At 71.9% G+C, this 20540-nt stretch carries 17 protein-coding genes; 11 read left to right on the top strand and 6 right to left on the bottom strand.

What is annotated here, in order from left to right:
• Nucleotides 1-90: 90 nt before the first annotated feature.
• Nucleotides 91-891, bottom strand: a complete 801-nt coding sequence (locus tag AB0G28_RS37360; RefSeq protein WP_361100590.1) for a hypothetical protein — start codon at nucleotides 889-891, stop codon at nucleotides 91-93.
• Between the two features lie 260 nt (nucleotides 892-1151).
• On the opposite strand from AB0G28_RS37360, the gene AB0G28_RS37355 reads away from it, so the two are divergent.
• Entirely contained in the window at nucleotides 1152-2732 is a 1581-nt protein-coding gene (locus AB0G28_RS37355; RefSeq protein ID WP_361100587.1) for a substrate-binding domain-containing protein, read from the top strand.
• Nucleotides 2733-2742: 10 nt separating this feature from the next.
• Nucleotides 2743-4476 (top strand): hypothetical protein, encoded by a 1734-nt coding sequence (locus tag AB0G28_RS37350; RefSeq protein WP_361100584.1) that lies wholly within the window; start codon nucleotides 2743-2745, stop codon nucleotides 4474-4476.
• Here AB0G28_RS37350 and AB0G28_RS37345 read toward each other — a convergent pair.
• Nucleotides 4470-5144 (bottom strand): class I SAM-dependent methyltransferase, encoded by a 675-nt coding sequence (locus AB0G28_RS37345; RefSeq protein WP_361100581.1) that lies wholly within the window; start codon nucleotides 5142-5144, stop codon nucleotides 4470-4472. The genes AB0G28_RS37350 and AB0G28_RS37345 overlap by 7 nt on opposite strands.
• 97 nt (nucleotides 5145-5241) lie before the next feature.
• Between AB0G28_RS37345 and AB0G28_RS37340 the strand changes: the two genes are divergently transcribed.
• The gene (locus AB0G28_RS37340) at nucleotides 5242-9240 is read left to right on the top strand and encodes an alpha-(1->3)-arabinofuranosyltransferase (protein ID WP_361100578.1); all 3999 of its coding nucleotides are present in this window, start codon (nucleotides 5242-5244) and stop codon (nucleotides 9238-9240) included.
• A 126-nt stretch (nucleotides 9241-9366) separates the two neighbouring features.
• Here the strand turns inward: AB0G28_RS37340 and AB0G28_RS37335 are convergent, their stop codons facing one another.
• Nucleotides 9367-10569 carry a polysaccharide biosynthesis protein gene (locus tag AB0G28_RS37335; protein ID WP_361100576.1) on the bottom strand — a complete coding sequence of 401 codons (1203 nt, stop codon included), beginning with the start codon at nucleotides 10567-10569 and terminating at the stop codon, nucleotides 9367-9369.
• Between the two features lie 70 nt (nucleotides 10570-10639).
• Here AB0G28_RS37335 and AB0G28_RS37330 point away from each other — a divergent pair, with 70 nt between their 5' ends.
• On the top strand, nucleotides 10640-12328 hold the full coding sequence (locus tag AB0G28_RS37330) for a hypothetical protein (RefSeq protein WP_361100573.1): 1689 nt from the start codon (nucleotides 10640-10642) through the stop codon (nucleotides 12326-12328).
• 2 nt (nucleotides 12329-12330) lie between these two features.
• Nucleotides 12331-12513: a hypothetical protein gene (locus AB0G28_RS37325; protein WP_361100570.1), complete on the top strand. Its 183-nt coding sequence runs from the start codon at nucleotides 12331-12333 to the stop codon at nucleotides 12511-12513.
• Between the two features lie 906 nt (nucleotides 12514-13419).
• Here AB0G28_RS37325 and AB0G28_RS37320 read toward each other — a convergent pair.
• A complete protein-coding gene (locus AB0G28_RS37320; protein ID WP_361100611.1) occupies nucleotides 13420-14652 on the bottom strand; it encodes a glycosyltransferase family 4 protein in 1233 nt (410 codons plus the stop codon).
• A gap of 160 nt (nucleotides 14653-14812) precedes the next feature.
• Between AB0G28_RS37320 and AB0G28_RS37315 the strand changes: the two genes are divergently transcribed.
• The gene (locus AB0G28_RS37315) at nucleotides 14813-15508 is read left to right on the top strand and encodes a class I SAM-dependent methyltransferase (protein ID WP_361100567.1); all 696 of its coding nucleotides are present in this window, start codon (nucleotides 14813-14815) and stop codon (nucleotides 15506-15508) included.
• Nucleotide 15509: 1 nt separating this feature from the next.
• Here AB0G28_RS37315 and AB0G28_RS37310 read toward each other — a convergent pair whose 3' ends face one another.
• Nucleotides 15510-16538, bottom strand: a complete 1029-nt coding sequence (locus tag AB0G28_RS37310; protein ID WP_361100564.1) for a DUF3068 domain-containing protein — start codon at nucleotides 16536-16538, stop codon at nucleotides 15510-15512.
• Nucleotides 16539-16792: 254 nt separating this feature from the next.
• Here AB0G28_RS37310 and AB0G28_RS37305 point away from each other — a divergent pair, with 254 nt between their 5' ends.
• The 5 genes from AB0G28_RS37305 to AB0G28_RS37285 all read left to right on the top strand — a co-directional run bounded on the left by AB0G28_RS37305 (nucleotide 16793) and on the right by AB0G28_RS37285 (nucleotide 19991).
• Nucleotides 16793-17308, top strand: coding sequence for a hypothetical protein (locus tag AB0G28_RS37305; RefSeq protein WP_361100561.1), 516 nt, complete (start codon nucleotides 16793-16795; stop codon nucleotides 17306-17308).
• 53 nt (nucleotides 17309-17361) lie between these two features.
• Complete coding sequence (locus tag AB0G28_RS37300) at nucleotides 17362-17991, top strand: methyltransferase domain-containing protein (RefSeq protein ID WP_361100558.1); 630 nt, start codon at nucleotides 17362-17364, stop codon at nucleotides 17989-17991.
• Nucleotides 17992-18061: 70 nt separating this feature from the next.
• A complete protein-coding gene (locus AB0G28_RS37295; RefSeq protein ID WP_361100555.1) occupies nucleotides 18062-19240 on the top strand; it encodes a helix-turn-helix domain-containing protein in 1179 nt (392 codons plus the stop codon).
• 50 nt (nucleotides 19241-19290) lie between these two features.
• Nucleotides 19291-19770 carry a DUF2975 domain-containing protein gene (locus tag AB0G28_RS37290; protein ID WP_361100552.1) on the top strand — a complete coding sequence of 160 codons (480 nt, stop codon included), beginning with the start codon at nucleotides 19291-19293 and terminating at the stop codon, nucleotides 19768-19770.
• Nucleotides 19770-19991 carry a helix-turn-helix transcriptional regulator gene (locus AB0G28_RS37285; protein WP_361100549.1) on the top strand — a complete coding sequence of 74 codons (222 nt, stop codon included), beginning with the start codon at nucleotides 19770-19772 and terminating at the stop codon, nucleotides 19989-19991. Before AB0G28_RS37290 ends, AB0G28_RS37285 begins: the two co-directional genes overlap by 1 nt.
• Here the strand turns inward: AB0G28_RS37285 and AB0G28_RS37280 are convergent.
• Nucleotides 19988-20467 (bottom strand): MarR family transcriptional regulator, encoded by a 480-nt coding sequence (locus AB0G28_RS37280; protein ID WP_361100547.1) that lies wholly within the window; start codon nucleotides 20465-20467, stop codon nucleotides 19988-19990. The genes AB0G28_RS37285 and AB0G28_RS37280 overlap by 4 nt on opposite strands.
• Between the last annotated feature and the right edge of the window lie 73 nt (nucleotides 20468-20540).

The following is a 20540-nucleotide window of genomic DNA, read 5'->3' as shown; positions in this document are numbered from 1 at the left end:
GGGGTTTGGGTTGCTTGCCCCCCCCCCTGGGGGGGGGGGGGCCCCCCCCCCCCCCCCAACGCCACATTGGGGCGCATGCGACGCGCGACGTCAGCCGACGATGTCGATCTCGAACGGGTCCGCGGAGCTGTAGTTGATGTCCGCCCAGATCGCGCCCGGCAGGTCGTAGCGCCGGTGCGACGTGAGCCTGTTGTTGTACCCCGGCGTCTGCGTGGGGTTGTGGCCGACGCCCTGGCGGTCGTTGCCCCACGCGAAGATGTCGCCGATCCACATGGGCTTCGAAAAGCCGTCGTTGCCGAGGCGCGGGCGGATCACGACCGCCGCTCCGGGGCTGCCGGACAGGAACACCCGTACGGCGTGCTGGTCGGCGCTCGGCGGGGTGACGGTGATGCGCTCCATGATCTCCACTCCAGTCGAGGCGGGCTCCTGCCCGTCCACTCCGGGCCAGTAGTCGAGGACGGACGAGACGTCGTAGCCCGGGGCGACGTTCCCGAGGTACTGCTTGGCGATCGCGCCGTCGGGGATCGTCGGATCGCCGTCGTAGTGGGCGATCCAGTAGTGCGGCTCCGCGACGCCGGCGGAGGAGAACGCCGCGCGCACCGCGGGCCACGTCGAAAGGCTGCAGTAGACGGTCGGGACCGCGCCGGCCTGGCGGCGCATGCGGACCCAGCCCGGCGCCTCGCCGGGGGTCGCGTCGCCGGGCTCGACGTCGAGGACGTGGCCGTCGTTCGTGTCCGCCTTCTTGACGATGGTGACCTTGATCGCGCGGGGAAAGCGCGCCCAGTCCTCGGGTGACCACGGCCGCAGCTTGATCCGGTCGATGTACCCCGCGACCATGCGGGCGTCGCCGGGGATGTTCGCGGCCGTGACCGCGTCGTACATCGTGCGCACGGGTTGCGTCTCCGTTCGGTGCCTCATCGCCGTTTCCGGGGACGGCGAAATCGTCAGCGCGATCCGCCATCGTGCTATTACCCACGTGGGACGGACGTCAAGCGGCAAACGTTACGCAGTTCTTGGCAATCGCCAAAACGGCCGCACCGCGCAATTCCTTCACCTCGGTCTCACGAACCCGTGGTCACTTTCCGCTGTCGGTACTGGCTTCCCGCTCACCCGGCTGGCAAGCTGCCAGCACTTCTCGAGGAAGGACGTGCATGGCGGCACACCCGGCGCGGGCCCGGCGGATCGACGCGCGGGTCGTCGTCCTGAGCGCGCTGCTCGTGGTTGCCCTGCTCGCCTGGGCCGGGGTCGACTACCTGAAGGACCGGCTGGCCGGCGGCGGCTGCGACACGACGACGCCGGTGCGCGTCACGGCCGCGCCCGACGTCGCGCCCGTGCTCACCACGCTCGCCCGGTCCGTCCCGGAGCCCGACTGCTACTCCGTCGAGGTCACCGCGAGCCCGTCGGCGGCCACCGCGACGGCGCTGGAAGCCAACGGCGCGACCGGCCCGGACGTCTGGGTGCCCGAGTCCAGCACCTGGCTGCTCCAGGCTCGCGACGGCGGCGCGTGGAACCTGCCCGAGTCCGGCCAGTCGGTGGCGAGTTCGCCGGTGGTGCTGGCGCTGACCGACGACGTCGCGAAGCAGGCGGGCTGGCCCGGGAAGTCGCCGTCCTGGTCGGACGTCCTCGCGGGCAGCCCGGTCGGGCTGCCCGACCCCAGCCGCGACCCCGCCGGGATCGCCGCGCTGATCGGCCTGCAGCAGCTCACCAAGGACGCGCCGGACCCGGGAGCGGCGTTCACCGAGGAGATCCGCAAGCTCTCGGCGGTGAAGGAGCCGTTCACCGCGTCGCCCGCGTCCGAGCAGTCGGTGCTGGCCCGCAAGCTCGTCGCGGCCTACCCGGCGGCCGGGGTGCCGAGCTTCGACTACCCCTACGTCGTGCTGCCGCGCGCGTCGGAGGCCTCGCGGTCGGCGGCCGAGCGGTTCCTGCGGCTGCTGCTCGACCAGACCGCCACGAAGACGTTCGCCGACGCGGGCTTCCGGACGCCGTCCGGGCAGCTGCTCGGCGACCGGCCCCGGGACACCCGCACGAACGCGGCGCCGCGCCCGGCCGGCCCGCCCCCGCCCGAAGCGATGTACGGCGTGCTCCAGGCGTGGGCCGGGGCGAACCTCAGTGCGCGCGTCCAGGTGCTGCTCGACGTGTCCGGCTCGATGGCCGCCACCGTCCCCGGCACCGGCCGCAGCCGGATGGCGCTCACGCTCGAAGCCGCGACGCAGGGGCTCGGCCTGTTCAAGCCGACGACCGAGATCGGCCTCTGGCTGTTCTCGACCAAGCTGGACGGCGCCAAGGACTACAAGGAACTGCTGCCGATGCGGCCGATCTCGCAGCAGATCGCCGCGGGCGGGGTGCAGACGCTGCAGGCGGTCAAGCCCAAGCCCGGCGGCGCGACCGGGCTGTACGACTCGATCCTCGCCGCCTACCAGAACGCCCGGCAGAGCTGGCAGCTCGGCCGGATCAACGTCGTCGTCGTGCTCACCGACGGCCGCAACGAGGACAGCGACTCGATCGGCCTGCCCGGCCTGCTCGCCGAGCTCAACCGGCTGCAGGACCCGCGCAAACCGCTGCCGGTGATCGGCATCGGCATCGGCCCGGACATCGACGCGACGGAGCTGAAGCAGATCTCGGCCGCGACCGGCGGCGAGTCGTTCACCACGCCCGACCCCCGCAAGATCTCCGACGTCTTCTACCAGGCACTGAGCAGGCTCATGTGCCAGCCGCCCGCGTGCAAGAATTGAGGATCCCGTGTTGGTGCTGACCGAAAAGCCCGCCCCACGGGCGATCCGAAGACCGTCCACGCTGGTCATCGCCGCGTTCGTGGCCGGCGTGGTGCCGTTCGCCCTGCACGCGTGGGCGGCCCTGCACGGCAGCTTCGCGCAAGACGACTTCGTCGTCACCCACCAGGCGGCCGCGGCCGGCCCGTTCGACCTCGGGTACCTGTTCCAGGACTACCACGGGCACCTGATGCCGGGCGGGTTCTTCCTCGCCGCCGTGCTGACGTGGTGGGCACCGCTGAACTTCCCCGTGCTGGTGCTGCCGCTGCTGCTGATGCGGGCGGTGGCGACGGTGCTGTTCTGGTGCCTGCTGGTGCGCTGCTTCGGCCGCCGCTGGGCGATCCTCGTGCCGTTCACCGTGTTCACGGCGTCGACGTTGCTGCTGGTCCCGACGCTCTGGTGGTCCTACGGAGTCCAGCTCGTGCCGGTGGTGCTGGCCGCCGCCGGCGCGCTGCACGCGCATGTCCGGTTCCTCGCCGACGGCGGGCGCTGGTGGCTCGGCGTCTTCGCCTGGACGCTCTTCGGCCTGGCGTTCTACGAGAAGGCCGCGGTGATCCCGGTGCTGCTGGCCGGGGTGACGGTCCTGCTCGGCCGGTCGTTCCGCGAGCACGTCCGCTACTGGGCGGCCCAGGCCGTGCTGCTGGCCGGGTTCGTCGCCGTCTTCTTCGCGGTGACGTCGAGCCAGGTCGGGCAGGGTGAGCAGCCGATGTCGGCGGGCACGGTCGCCGACCTGACCGGCCGGATGCTCGGCGACACCCTGCTGCCGGGCCTGGCCGGCGGCCCGTGGTCCGGCCCCGGACCGGGCGCGACCTGGGCGCCGTCGCCGTTCGTGGTCGTCGTCGTGCTGCTCGTGGTCGCGCTGGGCGTGGTGCTCACCGGGGTGCGGGCCGGCGGGCGGCGGGCGTGGGGTGCCTGGGCGTTGTTCGCGGCGCTCTTCGCGGTCGACGTCGGCCTGCTCGCGCTGACCCGGCTGCGCGAGGTCGGCCCGTCCGCCGGGGACGATCCCCGGTACGTCGCCGATCTGGCGCTGGTGGCCGCCTTGTGCGGGGCGTTCGCATTCCTGCCGCCCGGATCTTCGCCCGGAAAGCGCGAAAGGCCGGTCGCGCTGATCTTGAGCGTGCTGCTGCTCGTCAGTTCCACGGTGGGTTTCACGCGCCTTTCCCCCGCATTGCGTTTCGAACATTCCGGGCAGTACATCGGGAATGTCCGGGCCGCCGTCGCCGAAGATCCCGATCTGGTCTTCTACGACACCTTCGTGCCTTCCGACGTGGTGCACGAGTGGTTCGGGGCGGACTCGCGCGCGTCCCGGGTGGTCGGCCTGCTGCCCGGTACCCACTTCGACCAGCCGACGAGCCGGATGCACGTGCTCGACGCGACGGGCACGCCGCACCGCGTCACCGGCGTGGACCCGGTTTCCCGCGGGCTGCCCGGCCCGACGCCGAACTGCGGCAACGCGATCGGCGAGACGCTGGTGCGCATCCCGCTCGACACGCCCGTCCTCGGCCGGTACCTGCTCAAGCTCGATTACTACACTTCGGACGGTGGCGAAGGCCTCGTCGAGCGGACGCCGGTGTGGTTCCAGGCCGGGCTGCACACGCTTTACCTGCCGGTCGACGGCCTGTTCGACCACATCGGCATCCAGCTGTCGAGCCCGGGCGCGCCGGTGTGCGTCGCGAAGGTCGAGGTCGGGAAGCCGGTGACTCAGTAGGGGTCGTACGGGCTGTCGTGGCCGAACAGCCGGGCCAGGGGCCGCAGCCGCAGGCGCAGCAGCACCTTGATCCCGACGTTGCGCAGGAACCACGGCAGCTGCGCCAGCACACGCACGCGGTCCGCCGTGGACGGTGGTGCCAGCCGGAACCGGGCGAGCGACGTCGCCCGGTCCAGATAGGTGTACCGGCGTCCGAAGAGGACCTTCGCGATCGTGCCGAGCGTGACGCCGATCGAGGAAAAGCAGTCGTGGACCAGGATTTCCGCGCCCGGCGGCAGGTGCGCCGACCAGCGCAGGTCGTCGGTGTAGGTCCAGTAGTCGTGCTTGCCGTCGATGTAAAGCAGCTGTATGGGCCGGTCCCAGTCAGGACGCAGTTCCGTGCTGTAACCGGCGACGAGCTCGACGATGTCGTCCAGCCCGGCCCGCCGGATGTTGCGCTCGAACAGCTGCCGCGTCGAAGATCCGCCGAACAGCCGGCCGTCGACGAAGGGGTCGACCGCGATCACCGTGGCGCCGGCCGTGCGTGCGGCCGCACCCAGGACGATCGTGGATCGGCCCTGGTGGCTGCCGATTTCCAGGATGACGTCGCCCTTCTCCAAGCGGCACGCGGCGTTCCACAGCGCTTCGCCCTGCGCGCGCGTCATCCAGCCCTTGACCGGCTCGGCCAAAGCCCAGGCGTCTTCGAACGAGATGGCGCACCTGCCTGAAGTCGGGAAAGAAAATCGTCGGCACATGGTAGCCAGGTTTCGGCTTAGTATCTACCGGATGGTAACCACCACCCGCGATCGAACCCGGGACGACGCCCCGCCCGCGGAGCGCGACCGGAAGTTCTCGCCCGGTGCGTTCATCCGCCGGCCGAGCACGTGGATCGTGCTCGCGCTGACCACGTTGTCATTCCTGCAGATGCCGGGGAAGACGACGTTCGACACGAAACTCGACCTCGCCGTCGACCCGCTCGCCTTCCTCGGCCGCGCGCTGCACCTGTGGAACCCCGAAGCCACCGCGGGGGAGCTGCAGAACCAGGCGTACGGCTACCTCTTCCCGATGGGCCCGTTCTTCGCGCTGTGCCAGGCCGTCGGCGTGCCGGCGTGGATCGCGCAACGGCTGTGGGGCGCCATCCTCCTCTCGGCCGCGTTCGGCGGTGCCCTGCTGCTGGCGCGGGCGATGAAGATCGGCACCGAACGCACGCGGCTGATCGGCGCGCTCGGGTACGCGCTGGCGCCGCGCATGCTGACCGAAATCGGCGGTCTGTCGGCGGAAATGCTGCCCGCGGTGCTGCTGCCGTGGGTGCTGGTGCCGCTGGTGCGGGCCGGTTCGATCGCGTCCCCGCGCCGCGCCGCCGGGTTGTCCGCTTTGGCTGTGTTGTGCATGGGCGGCGTCAACGGCGCGATGGTCGTGATGGCGCTGGTCCTGCCCGGATTGTGGTTGCTCACGCGCAAGTGGACGCGACAGCACGTCGAGCTGGTCCTGTGGTGGTTCGTCTTCGTCGTCGGCGCGACGCTGTGGTGGATCCTGCCGCTGCTGCTGCTCGGCGAGTACAGCCTGCCGTTCCTGGACTACATCGAGTCCGCGACGAACACCACCGCGCCGATGTCGCTGTTCGAGGTGCTGCGCGGGACCAACCAGTGGGTCGCCTACGTCGTGCAGGGCACGCCGTGGTGGCCCGGCGGCTGGTCGCTGATCGACAACCCGGTGCTGATGCTCGCCACCGGGCTCGTCGCCGGTGTCGGGCTGTTCGGGCTGACCCGGCGCGGCCTGCCGGAACGGCGGTTCCTGGTCATCGGCGTGGTGACCGGCCTGACCCTGCTGACCATCGGTTACGTCGGCACGCTCGACAGCCCCCTGGCCGAGCAGGTCCGGCACCTGCTCGACGGGCCGCTGGCCCCGCTGCGCAACGTCCACAAGTTCGAGCCCGTGCTGCGGCTGCCGCTGATGCTGGCGTTCGTGCACGGCATTTCGAGCCCGGCTCCGCGCCGCTTCCTGCGGCCCGCGCTGGGCCTGCTGCTGGTGCTGGTGATGGCCGCGCCGGCGTGGCTGCTCAACCTGCGGTCCGGCCCGGGCTGGGACGAGGTGCCCGGCTACTGGTACGACGCGATGGGCTACGTCGCCAAGGCCGATCCGAACGCACGGACGTTGCTGCTGCCGGCGACCGGGTTCGGCGAGTACGACTGGGGCCGCACGGTCGACGAGCCCGCGCAGGCGATCGCGCGGAGCCCGTGGGCCGTCCGCAACCAGGTGCCGCTCGGTTCCGAAGGGAACACGCGGCTGATGGACTCGGTGGACGCGGCGCTGGCCGACGGCCGCGGCGATCCCGGGCTGGCCGCGCTGCTCGCGCGGTCCGGGTACCGGTTCCTGCTGCTGCGCAACGACATCGAACGCGAGCGGACGAACGCCCCGCCGGTGGCCACCCTGCGTGCCGGGCTGGCCGGGTCGCCGGGCATCGCCAAGGCGGCCGAGTTCGGGCCCCTGGAAGTCTACGAGGTGAAGCCGCCGGTGCCGCTGGCCACGGCGACGTCCACAAAGGACGTTCCGACGGTGAGTGGTGGCCCGGAAAACCTGCTGCCGCTGATCGACTCGGGCCAGCTCGACCCGGCGACGCCGACCGTGCTGACGGGCGACGGCGGCTCCGCCGGCGGGCCGCGGCTGGTCACCGACGGCCTGCGCCGGGCCGAGCGGAACGTCGGCGGCGTGCGCGACAACCTCAGCCAGACGCTGACCGCCGGCGAGGCCTACCGCCAGCAACGGGCCGCGGGCGACCTGCTGCCGTTCCCCGGGCAGGAGCACCAGACCGTGGCCGCCTACCGGGGCATCCGCGCGGTGACGGCGTCGACGGCGGCGTCCTTCGCCGACGCTTTCGGCGGCTCCGACCCCAGCTACCAGCCGTTCGCCGCGATCGACGGCGACCCGCGCACGGCGTGGCACTCGTCGTCGTTCACCGGGCCGATCGGCCAGTGGCTCGAGGTGGAGCTGGACACGCCGCGGCTGGTGAACTCGGTGCAGCTGCAGATGGTCGACGACATCCGGGTCGGCTGGCCGCCCACCCGGATCCGGATCACCACCGACAACGGCTCGGTCGACCAGCAGGTGATCCGCGGCGCCGGCCCGCACGAGTACTCCGTCGCCGCCGGGGTCACGCGCAAGGTGCGGATCACGTTGCTGTCGCTGGTGGTCGGGCGGCAGGACGGGAACGTCGGCATCGCGGAGCTGAAGATCCCCGGCACCGAGCCGCAGCGGGCCCTGGAAGTGCCCGCGGACCTGCCCGCCGGCCCGGCACCCGGGTTCGCGTTCACCCGCGGCGCGCAACCGCGTTACGCGTGCCAGCCGACCGGCGACGCCGTGCGTTGTGACGCCGCGGCCGCCCGCGACGGCGAGGAACCCGACGGGATCCGGCGGCTGTTCAGCACGCCCGCCGACGAGACGTTCCTGGTCGGCGGCACGGTGCTGCCGGCGAACGGCGGCCGCAACCCGGTCTCGCTGCCGGGGGTCACGGTGGCGTCGACGTCGCAGCTCGGCGGCGACCCGGCGGCGGGCGGGTTCGCGGCCGTGGACGGCGACCCGGGCACGACGTGGCGTCCCGACGTCACCGACCTGCGGCCGGCGCTGACGCTGAAGTGGGCGAGCCCGCAGCGGATCGCGGGGCTGCACATCGGGGTGGCGCCGGCCAGTGGGGCGCGCGTGCCGCGGCAGGTGCAGCTGATCGGCGGGCCGGCGATGCGGACGGTGCAGCTCGACGCGAGCGGGTCCGCGTCCTTCGAGCCCCTGGACACCGACCAGCTGCAGATCGTGCTGCCGGGCGACGACGACGATCCCGCGGCCCGCGCGGTGGTGGGCATCGGCAACCTTTCGCTGTCCGGCAGCCCGGACCTGCTGCCGGGACCGGACCCGGCGTTCACGGTGCCGTGCGGGTCGGGGCCGAACGTCCACCTCGACGGCCTCGACTACCGGACGTCGGTGCAGGGCACGCTGTCCGACATCACCCACCACCGGACGCTGGCGCTGCGGATGTGCCGTGACTCCGAAGGCGGCATCGCGCTCCCGTCGGGCGGGCACGAGCTGCGGACGGACCGGTCGGAGTCGTTCGTGGTCCAGGATCTCTGGCTGCGCCCGGTCGGTCCTTCTTCGCCGCCGGTGCGCCGCGCGGTGAAGGTGGGCGAGTGGGACGCGGCGTCACGGTCGGTGACGGTGGCGGCCGGTCCGGAGGCGGTGCTGGCGGTCCCGGAGAACGCGAACGCGGGCTGGGTGGCCACTTTGGACGGTCAGCAGCTGACGCGCACCCGGGTGGACGGCTGGCAGCAGGCGTGGATCGTCCCGGCCGGCGCGGGCGGGGTGGTGTCGCTGGAGTTCGAGCCGGACGCGCACTACCGCCTGAGCCTCCTGATCGGCGCGGCGGCGGTGCTGGCGCTGCTGATCGGGGTGGCGTGGCCGGCACGCCGGCGCCGTTTCACGGTTTCGGCGGGCGGTGCCTGGGTCCCGGTGGTGCTGATCGGCCTGCTGGTGGCGCTGGGCGGGATGCTGCCGGTGGTGCTGCTGATCGCGTGCCTGCTGGCCCGCCAGTTCTCGGAGCGCGCCCCCCGGTACCTGGCGTTCGGCGGCATGGTGCTGGCGGCGGGGGTATCGGTGACGGGCCGCGTCCTGGGCCACGGCCAGGAGTGGGCCTACGGCCCGGTGACCCAGGCGGCCCTCCTGCTGGCCGCGGCGGCGATGGTGGCAACGTGCGTGGAGTGGTTCACCCGCAAGGAGAACCCCACCGAACCGTCCCCCTAGTGTCGCGCGCCCGCGCCCGGCCCAAACGCCCCAATGTGGCGTTGGGTGCGTTGGACGCACCGAACGCCACATTGGGTGCGTTGGACGCAACCAACGCCACATTGGGGCGCATTGGACGGGGGCTGCTCAGGCCGGTTTGCGGGGCCGGAGCTCCAGGATCGCGCCGGCCAGGGCCAACGCTCCCGCGGTGCAGGCGGCCGCGGTGACCACCTGGGTCGCCGAGCCGTGCAGCCACGTCGTGATCAGCAGGGTCTCGACGCCGACCGCCGTCCACATCAGGACCGTCACGCGGCGGTCGCCGTCCGCCAGGCGGGCGTACAGGAGGATCTGGACCAGCGCCAGCATCGAGCCCGCCAGCGCGAACGGCCACACCGGCATCGTGCTCCCGGCATAACGCGCGCCGCCGATCAGGGCCAGCAGCGACGGCCCCAGCGCCAGCGAGACCAGCAGTACGAAGGCGTCCAGGAACGCGCACACCGCCAAGGCGAGCGGCAGCACCCGGCGGCGGCCGGCGGAAGCGGCGAACCGGGGGAGGACCAGCACCCCGACCGCCTGCGGCAGCCAGTACGCGATCTTCGTGACGATCGCCCCCAGCGCGTACTCGCCCGCGGACCCGGCGGGCAGCGTGTGGCGCGCCAGCACCAGGTCCAGGTTCACCAGCAGCACCAGCGCCAACATCGCTTGGGCCGTATGGAGTACTTCGCCGCCGTGGCGGTCGGCCCAGCGGGGACGCGGGCGGCCGCAGATCCGCCAGCCCGCCACGACCACCGCCAGCGAACCGATCGCCGTCCCGGCCAGCGCCCCGGCCGTGGAGTGCGAGACGACCAGGCCCACCAGGGAACCGCCGACCTTGCCCGCGCCCTCCAGGGCGATCAGGCCGGCCAGCGTCGCGAACCGGTGGCTGCCCTGCAGCAGCCCGTGGAACAGCCCCAGCAGCGTCAACGGCCCGAGCGCGGCCGTCACCAGCAGGGCCGGCGTCAGCGAGCCCAGGTGCAGCAGGAGGACCAGCAACGGGCTGAGCGTCAACGCCGCCGTCGCGACGATCCCGCTCGTCATCAGGCCGAGCGCGAACAGCGAACCCCGCGAAAGCGACGGCGACCGCGCCACCCGCAGCGCCACGACCGTCTGCAGGCCCATCGCCGGGACGACGCCGATGACCAGCACCGCGAGCAGCGAGCTGAGCTCCCCGAACGCGCCGGGCGCGAGGATCCGCGCGGCCACCAGGCTCAGCACGTAACTGGCCGCGTTGTTGCCCGCGAGCGCGAGGGAGACGAGGATCGCCGCGACCCGGTTGCCTGTCCGGGCCGGGGCTTCGGTGTCTACGCTCAACGGGGAACTCCCATTACCGGCGAGTAATGACCAGCGACCTTAACCGCGCGGGCAACGGAAAGGAAGGGCCGTGGACGCACCGGGCAGGCGGTTCGCGCTCCCCGTGCTGTCCGCCGTACTGGCTTTCGCCGTCTGCGCGCCGTTGCTGGGCCGCGGGTTCGTCCTGAGCTACGACATGGTTTTCGCGCCGCGCCAGTACTTCGTGCCGGACGCCTTCGGGCTCGGCAGCGCCCTGCCGCGGTCCGTCCCCGCCGACGCCGCCGTCGCGCTCGCCACCACCGTGCTGCCCGGCGACATCGTCCAGAAAATCGTCCTGCTCCTGGCCGTCTTCTTCGCCGCACTGGGCGCCGGGCGGCTCGTCCCCACCGAGCACACCGGCACCCGGCTCGTCGCCGCGACGGCCTACGCCTGGACGCCGTACGTCGCGGAGCGGCTGTTCATCGGCCACTGGCCGTTGCTGCTGACGTACGCGTGCCTCCCGTGGATCGCCGGGGCCGGGCTCGCGGTGCGCCGGCACGAACCGAACGCCCTGCCGAAGCTGGTGATCGCGTGCGCCCCGGCGGTGCTGACCCCGCCGAGCGGGGTGCTGGCCGCCGCCGTCATGGTCGTCGCCGCCGGGTCGCGGCGGCTCTGGCAGACGCTCGCCATCGCCGTCGCCCTGAACCTGCCGTGGCTGCTGCCGACGCTGCTGGACGCCGGCGGCACGTACTCCGACCCGGCCGGCGTCGCGGCGTTCAGCGCGCGCACCGAAAGCTGGGGACCGGCGCTGCTGAGCGTGCTCGGGCTGGGTGGCATCTGGAACGCCGAAACGGTACCCGGCAGCCGGGCCATGCCGCTGATCCCGGTGCTGACGCTCGTCGTCGCCGCCATGGCGATCGCCGGGCTTTTCCCGCTCGCGAAGCGGTGGGGAAAGGCCCCCGCGTGGTCCCTGTCCGCCCTCGGCCTCGCCGGCGTCCTCCTGGCGTCGCTGGCGACCCTGCCGGGCGGGGACGCGCTGCTGACCGCGGCGACGCGGCACGTGCCCGGCGCCGGCCTGCTGCGGGACGCCCAGAAGTGGGTGGCCTGGTGGGCGTTGCCGCTCGCGCTGGGGTTCGCGCTCGCCGTCGAAGCCGCGGCGGCGAAACTGCGGACCTCCGGCGGCCGCGTCGCCCTGGTGGCCGCGGCGGCCGCGTTCCCGTTGCTCACCATGCCGGACCTGGCGTGGGCCGGCTGGGGACGGCTCGGCACCGCGCAGTACCCGGACGACTGGCGGGCGGTGTCCGAAGTGCTCGGTGCCGACGACCGGCCCGGTGACGTGCTGACGTTGCCGCTCTCGGCGTTCCGCGGGTTCGCCTGGAACGCCGACCGCACGCAGCTCGACCCGGCACCGCGCGCCCTGCCGAAACCCGTGCTGATGGACGACACCCTGATCGTCGGCACCGAGCGCGTCGCCGGGGAAGACCCGCGGATCGGGGACGTCCGCGCCGCGACGTCGGCGCGGGAGCTCACCGCCGAAGGGATCGGCTGGATCCTCGTCGAACACCGGACACCCGGCGACGTCGACTCCCGCTTGCTCGCCGACGCGACGCCGGTGTGGTCCGGTCCCTGGCTGACGCTCTACCGGACGCCCGGTGTGCCCGTGGTGAAAGGGATTTCGTGGGCGCCCGCCCTGGTGGCGAACGGAGTAGCGCTGACGTTGCTGTGCGTCGCACTGTTGTGCCGCATGTTACCGATGCGTACATTGGGCCGCGGCAGGAACTCCCCGCCGCGGAAGGAGTGACAGTGGGCACGGTCATCGGCGTCATCGCCGCCATCGTCATCGGGGGCGGCGCGGCGACCGGAGCGGGGTTCGCGCTCATCAAGAGCGCCGACCCGGACAGCTCCGCGCAGGTGCAGCAGCAGCTGAACGCGCAGGTCAAGTACAACCCCGCCGATCACCCGAACAAGTTCTACGGGAACCGCTGACGCGTGCCCCGGCTCGCCTCCGACCACGCCCACCGCGTCGTCGGGCTCTACGGCGACCCCACCGTTTCCTGGAGCATCCTCCTCGAAGCGGAACTCGCCGCGGCCCCGCCCGAACCGGAAAAGCTCCGCGCCCGGCTGGCCGCCGCGATCCAGCAGTACCCGCATCTCGGCGTGCTGCCCGAAATCGAGGTGACGGCCGACCTGCCCGCGGTCCGCGACCGCTTCGCTTCGCTGCCCTACGAACGCACCGCGCCGCTCGTCCGCGTGGCCGTCGGCGAATCCACTTTGCTCGTCGCCGCCCACCACGGCGCGCTTGACGGCCTCGGTCTCCTGTCCCTGCTGGGCATCCTCCTCGACGTCCCGGTTTCCTCGGCGGCGCGCGGGATCGGCGAACGCCCCGGTGGCAGGTCCTTTGCGGTTTCGGCCCTCCAGCGGCTCGCCGAGGCGCTTTTCCTGCCCCCGGGCCGGATCACCCCCGAACGTGGTGAAGCGGCCGCTGGAGACGTCTTCGCCGTCCGCCGCGAGCCGCGGCTGCGCTTGGGCGCGGCGGGGTTCGTGACGGCCGCCGTCCGCGCCACCGAACGCTGGAACCGCGCGCACGGCGCCCGGACCGCCCGCGTCGTGGCGGCGGTCGGTGCGTCGCGCAGGTCGGGTGCGGCACCGGAACCGGTGCACGACAGCGCTTTCTTCCGGCTGCGGCTGCACCGCGGCGCGGACGCCGCCGCGGTCCTGGCCGCGCAGGCGCCCGAGCCGGACTTCCCCGCCCGCAGCAGCAAGCTCGCCCGGCTGGGCACCCGGCTGCTGGCGAGCAGGCTGGGGTCGACGTTCCTCGTGTCGAACCTCGGCGTGGTGTCCACCGGGGACACCGTGCGGTCGCTGGCGTTCTACCCGGCGGCCAGCGGCCGGTCAGGCGTGGCGTTCGGCGCGGCGACCACCGGCGAGACCACGACCGTGACCGTTCGCGCCCGCCGCAAGGACTTCGACGCGCCCGCCGCCGCGCGGTTGCTCGGCGAGTTCCGGGACGCGGTGCGGGGTCAGGACCCGGGCCCGGGGCGCGGGCCGTCCGGAGACGTCGCGGACCAGTGACTCGAACTGCCCGGCACTCGAGTCCCAGCTGTACCGGCCGGCCCGCTCGGCACCGGCCACGCCCATCTGCGCGCGCCGTGGCCCGTCGGCGAGCAGGCCGTCGATCCGGGCGGTGAAATCCTCGAAATCGTCCGCCAGCAAGCCGGTGCGACCCTCCACGATGGACTCGGCGACACCGCCGGCCGCGCGGTAGGCGACCGACGGCACGCCGTGCGCGGCGGCCTCCATGATGACGATGCCCCAGCCCTCCTTGACCGACGGGCACAGGTGCACCCACGACCGCGCGAGGATCTCGTGCTTGGCCTGTTCGTCGACCCAGCCGTGCAGGACGACCCGGTCCGCGACACCGCGCTCGGCGGCGTGCGCGCGCAGGACTTCGTCCCACGGGCCCTGGCCGACGACCTCCAGCCGCAGCGACGGCCAGCGCCCCGCCAGCCGCGCGACGACGTCGATGGCGTGCTCGATCCGCTTGTGCGGCACCAGCCTGCTCACCGCGACCAGCGTCGGCTCGGGGTCTCTTGTGGACGTGCACGGCGGCGGCGTGTCGAGGCCGTTCGGCACCACGGTGACGCGCTCGCGGCCGATGCCGAGCCCGGCCAGCTCGGCCTTGGTGACCTCGGAAACCGTGACGTAGCGGCACTTGCGGAACAGCCGCGGCGCCAGCCACGACTCGATCCACCAGCCGACCCGGCCCAGCGTCTCGCCGAGCGCGCTGATCCACTGTTCCTTGTGGACGTGGTGCACGAGCACCAGCACCGGGCAGCCGGCGACCAGCCGGGCGAAGAACGGCATGCCGTTCTGCACGTCCACGACGAGGTCCGCGCGGGCCCGGCGGATCGCGCGCAGCGCGTGCGCGTAGACGCCGAACTTGTTGCCCCGCCGCCGGTAGCGGACGCCGTCACGCCATTCGCCCGCGGTCGCGCCGGGGTAGGCGGCGCACTGGATCTCGACCCGGTACCCCGCTCTCGCGAGCCCTTCGGCCATCCGCTCGACGTACCGCTCCGACCCGCCGCCTTCGGGGTGGCCGGTGTCGCGCCAGTTGACGAGGAGCACACGAGGACGTTCCATCGGGTTATCCAAACTCCTGCGACGATGCTAGGTTACTGGTGCGTACACCCTAGATGAACGTATTCGGGAAAGCGACGGTTCAATGGTAGGTAATCCTGTTCTCGTCGCGACGGCGCAGCCGCATCGAGCCACGCTCCGCCGTTCCGTGACGCTGTTCCGGACGTTCCTCACCGAACAGACGGATCCGGACGGCTTCTATTCCGCGCTGGCCGCCGACTCCGTCCGGCAATTGGCGTCGCACGCTCCGTTGCCGGGGCGTACAGTGCTCGACGTCGGCGGCGGTCCCGGCTATTTCTCGGACGCCTTCCGCGCGGCCGGCGCGGTCTATCTCGGCCTCGACCCGGACGTCGGCGAGCTGTCCGCGCGGGGCGAGCCCGGCGAGAACATGATCCGCGCCAGCGGCACGGAACTGCCGGTGCGCAGCGGTTCCGTGGACATCTGCTACTCGTCGAACGTGCTCGAACACGTGTCGGAGCCGTGGGTCATGCTCGACGAGATGTGCCGGGTGACCAAACCCGGCGGCACGATCTTCGCCTCCTTCACGCCGTGGTATTCGCCGTGGGGCGGCCACGAGACGGCGCCGTGGCACTTCCTCGGCGGCGACTACGCCCGGCAGCGCTATCTCCGCAAGCTCGGAAAGCAGCCGAAGAACAAATTCGGGGAAAGCCTGTTCCCGGTTTCGGTCGGCGCCGCGCTTCGCTGGGCGAAGGCGACGCCGCTCGCCGATCTGGTGGCCGGTTATCCGCGGTACCACCCGAGCTGGGCGATGTGGATCGTGCGGATTCCCGGCCTCCGGGAAATAGCGTCCTGGAATCTGGTCCTGGTTCTGCGGAAGCGCTGATTCAGGTGCGGGCGAAAACCACCTGACGGCGCTGCCGCGGTGCCGGCGGCGGGGTGGGACGGCGGCGGACGAGCAGGTAGACCGCCACCAGGATCAGCACGCCGCCGCCGATGCCGAGCCACAGCGGGCCGGTGCTCGACAGGAACTCCAGCTTGCCCTTGTTCTCGTCGACCTGGTCGACCATCTGCGAGATCGTCTTGCCGTTGTAGGCGAGCGTCCCGTCGAACACGACGGTCGTGCTCGTGCCCGCCCGCAGTTCCTGGTGCTGCTGTTGCTGCTGCTTCACCTCGATCCCGGTGACCGGCTCCACCCACATCGTGTTGACGCCGCGGTAGTAGAGGTCGGCCGTGACGGACGCCTCGGCCGAACCGATGAGCGAGCCGGGGACCTTCTTCGAGTCGAGCTTCGTGTCGGGGATGTTCTGGACGAACTTGTAGGTCTCGATCCCGTTGACCGTCTCGGTGCCGGTGTACTTGGCGGTGACGGCCGCGCCGGTGTTGTCGTCGTAGACCTTGTAGTCCTTCTGCTCGGTGCCGAACGGGAACTTGAAGTTCAAGCCGGGCTGGGCCTTGTCGGTGTTCGTCCCGTCCGGTTCGGTGACGTAGCTGCTCTTGGCGTCGCACTTCGGGTCCGTCGCGCCGTTCGGCTCGTAGCCCTCGGCGGTCCGCCGGTCGAAGCAGACCTGCCGCTTGCTCGCGGTGACCAGAGCGCCGTCGGCGTCGTCCTTGACCTGCACGGCGAGCAGCCAGACCGCGTAGTCGGTGTCCTTCTGCATCTCCGGCGCGGCGAAGTTCGCCTGCACGTGGCCGGTGGCGGTCAGTTTCGCGTTCTCGCGGATCTTCGCGACCGGGCCGGACCCGTCGTCGGTCACGACGAGGACCTTGCTCGCGGTGCCTTCGAGCACCGAGGTCGAATCCTGGTCGAGCGGCACCTTGGCGAGCTTCGGGTAGACGTAGGTCGGCAGCACCACCGCCCCGGCCACCGCGAAAACCCCCAGCGCCAGCAAGATCAGGCCGAAAGCTCGTCGCAACGGTCCTCCTGGGTCGTACTCCGGACACACGCAAATTACCCGGCGGTAATCAGTGCGCAGATAGTGGCCTGCGCCACGTCGCGCGTCAAAGTGTGACCCGCGGTCACAGACACCCGGTGCGACCGGAAGGCCGCATGGGCACGGCCGTTCGGACCAAGTGACCAAACATGTTTGTTCCCGGGCACAACGGGCACGGGCCCACCATCGGACGATCCGCACCCGCCGCGCCGGAGGAGAAAAGGAGAAACTCCCTGTTGTCGCAGGACCCTTCCCTGGTCGCCATCGCGGCGACCGCGCGCTGGCGGGCCCGGATCGTGGCGGCCGCCGCGAGCGCGGGCATCACCCTGGCCGACCCCCTCGCGGGCGTCCCGGGCATCCGGGTGCTCACCTGCGCCCGGGGTGACCTCGCAGCGATCGTCCCGCGGCTCGCCCGCGACGGCGAGCCGTCCCGCCCGGCGATCGGTGCCCACTCCGACTCCATCGCCGACCGCGAGCTGCGCGACGCCGTCGCGGACGTGGCGGCGCTGCTTTCCTTGCACGGCAACGTGGTGCTCGACCTCGACGCGGGCGGCCGCCGTCGCCCGCCGGCGCGGCCGGACGTCGTCGTCTCGGCCGGACCGAGCCGTCCTCAGTGGACGGAACCGGCGGTGACGCTCCCGGTGGGCACGGACCGGCGCGGGGGTCCGCTCACGGTGGCGCTCACCGCCGGCCCCGGCTTCGAAGGCGCCCTGCTGGAACTGGCCCGGCTCGTCGAAGCGGACGCCGCCTAGCTCGGACGCCGGCGACCTCCCGCCGGACCCGCGTTTCTGGCAAGGTCCGCCTCATGACCCGCCCCGAAACCGCCGCCGAGGTCTTCGACGCGCTCGGCACCGACTACGAACACGCTTTCCGGACCGCGACCGCGCAGCGGGCGGCGATCACCGACCTGCTGGCGGCGCTGCCCCCGGCGGCGAAGGTGCTCGACCTCGGCTCGGGCACCGGGCGGCCCACCGCGGAGCTCCTGGCCGCGGCCGGCCACGACGTCACCGGCTACGACGTCGCGCCCCGGATGGTCGAGATCGCGCGGGACCGGGTGCCCGCCGCCCGGTTCGTGCTCGGCGACATGCGCGAACTGTCCTTCGAGGACGGCAGCTGGGACGCCGTCACGACGTTCTTCTCCATGCTGCAGCTCCCGCGGGCCGAGCAGGAAACCATGATCGGCCGCCTGGCCGCCTGGCTCAAACCCGGCGGCCTGCTGCTGTTCGCCACGGTGCCCGCGGACGTCGACGGCGTCGACATCGTCTTCATGGGACACCCGGTCCGCGCCAGCAGCTTCCCCGCTGAGACACTCGTCGAACGGCTGCGGAAGGCCGGCCTGGACGTCATCCGCCAGGACCGGGCCGACTTCGTCCCCGATCACCCGGGTGCCGGGCCCGAGCCCCACGTCTACCTGACCGCCCGCAAACCGGCCTGACCGCCGCCGGATGTGAATTTTGCTCAAGTTCGTGCGTGTTCCCGGCCGGGGACCCGAGTTATTGTGAGGAATGGGCATCGAAGCTCTGGCCACGCCGGTACCTCGCGAGCACCGCGAGCTGGTGCGCGAGATGCTGGCCAGGCTGCCGGAGTTCGCCGACCGCCTCGCCCGGCTGCTCGGCGAGCAGGACGAGTTCTACCGCCAGGTGGAGCACGTCGCGCCCGGTGAGCTGCGTCAGGTCTGCCGGGCCAACCTCGAACGCGCGCTGACCGCGGTCGCCGAAGGCCACGGCCTCGCCATCGACGCCGCCCGCAAGACCGGGCTGGTCCAGGCACGCCAGGGCATCCCGCTGCCCGCCGTGCTGCGCGCGTTCCGCATCGGCGGCACCTTCGTCTACGAAGCCCTCCTCGAGCTCGCCGGCCCGGAGTTCCTCAACCCGACCCGGACGATCGAGATCAACTCCTACGTCTGGAAGGCGATCGACCTCTATTCGGACGCGCTGACCACCGCGTACGAGGAGGTCGCGGCCGAGCCGTCGCACGCGAACGCGCGGCTGCTGGACGACCTGCTGCGCGGCCGGCTCGCCGGCCAGGCGGACATGGAGACCGCCGCGCGCGAGCTGGGCCTGCCGACGGCGGGCATGTTCGTCGCCGTGGTCACCGAGCGTGTCGAGCCGGACGAGCACGACTCCGTCGAGGCGCTGCTGCGGGCGCGCCGCTGGCGGTCGGCGTGGCGGCCCGGCGGCGAGGCGGGGCTGGTCGCGATCGACCGGGTCGAGGACGTCCGGCGGTTGCGCGAAGTGCTCGGTTCCCTGCCGGTCGCGGCCGGGATGAGCAGGCCGTTCACCGGCTTCCCCGACGTCCCGGACGCCCTGCACCGCGCCCGGATCGCCCGCCGCTCGCTGCCGTCGGGGACGGCCGGTGTCGTGGTGTTCGGCGACTCGCCGGTGACGACGCTGGTCGCCGCGGCGCCGGGGATGGCCCGCGACGTCGTGCGCTCCGCGCTGGCCGGCGTGCTCGCGCTGCCGGGCGCCGAACGCAAGGTCCTGCTGGACACGCTGCTCGCGTGGTTCGCCGGCCACGGTTCGGCGAAGGAGGCGGCGGACCGCCTGTTCGTGCACCCCAACACCGTCCGCTACCGGCTGCGCCGCGTGCAGGAGCTGACCAAACGGGACCTCACCGACCCGGTCGACATCGGCGAGCTGTACGTGGCGCTCGAATCGGTTCGACTCGACCCGGAGCCATCGTAGATCGACAACTACCTATTGACTTTCGATAGATCGGCGACGATAGTCGACGCATGGTTACCGAGAAGTGGGCCGTTGCCGCGCTCAGAATCTTCCTCGTCGTGCTCTTCGGCGTTCTCCTCGTCTTCCAGACGCTGTCCCTGCCGGGCGGGATCGCCTACCACACGCAGCAGAACCCGCACGACGCGCCGCTGCGCTGGCCGTTGACCTTCATCGCGGTGTTCCTCGTGCTGTGCGTGCAGGTGGTCCTCGTCGCGACCTGGAAGCTGCTGACGCTGGTCAAGAAGGACCGGATCTTCACCCCCGCGTCCCTGAAGTGGGTCGACGCGATCGTCTGGGCGGTGGCCGCCGCGTGGCTGGTCTTCGTCGGAATGCTGATCTTCGTCGGCTTCAACGCGGACGACCCCGGGATGCCGATGGTGCTGTTCCTGGTGACCGTCGGGATTACCGTGATCGGCCTGCTGATGGTGGTCATGCGCGCCCTGCTGCGGCAGGCCACCGCGCTGCGCACCGACATGGAAACGGTCATCTGATGCCGATCGTCGTGCGCATCGACGTCGAACTGGCCAAGCGCAAGATGAGCGTCGGGGAGTTCGCCGAGAAGGTCGGGCTCACGCCCGCCAACGTCGCCGTGCTGAAGAACGGGCGCGCCAAGGCCGTGCGCTTCAGCACCCTGGAAGCCATGTGCCGGGTGCTCGGCTGCCAGCCCGGTGACCTGCTCGAATGGGTCGAGATGGAAGAAGACGAAGGTTAGGCCAGGTCGGCGGGCCGCACGCGCAGCTTGGCGGCGATGCGGGCCAGGGCCTGCTGGTCGGCCGCGGTGAGCGGGTCGAGCACGGCCAGGACGCTGCGCACGTGCGTGGGCGCGGCCTCGACGACCTTCTCGAAACCGGCGTCGGTGAGGGCGACCAGGGTGTATCGGCCGTCTTCGGGGTCGGGCGAGCGCTCCACCCAGCCGCGCTGCTCGAACCGCTTGACCACATTGGACAGCCGGGACAGGGACCCGTTGGCCAGGTAGGCCAGCTCGCTCATGCGCAGGCGGCGCTCCGGCGCTTCCGAGACGTGACTGAGGGTGAGGTACTCGAAGAGCGTCAGCCCGGCTTCGCGGTGCAGCGGCGTCTCGAGCCGGCCCGGGAGCAGCAGGATGAGCGAGACCAGGCCGGTCCAGGCGTCCTTCTCGGCCGGGCTGAGCCAGCGCGGCTCGTCCGAGGGTTCCGGGGTGGTGGCCATGGACGAACTTTACCCACGGGCAGATCACTTCACGCTTGAAGTGAAACCGTGCTACGTTGACTTCAAGCGTGAA

Source organism: Amycolatopsis sp. NPDC021455, from assembly GCF_040640995.1.
Taxonomy (GTDB): Bacteria; Actinomycetota; Actinomycetes; order Mycobacteriales; family Pseudonocardiaceae; genus Amycolatopsis.
Note: the sequence above shows the minus strand (reverse complement) of the source record. Positions and strands in the feature narration are given on the sequence as shown.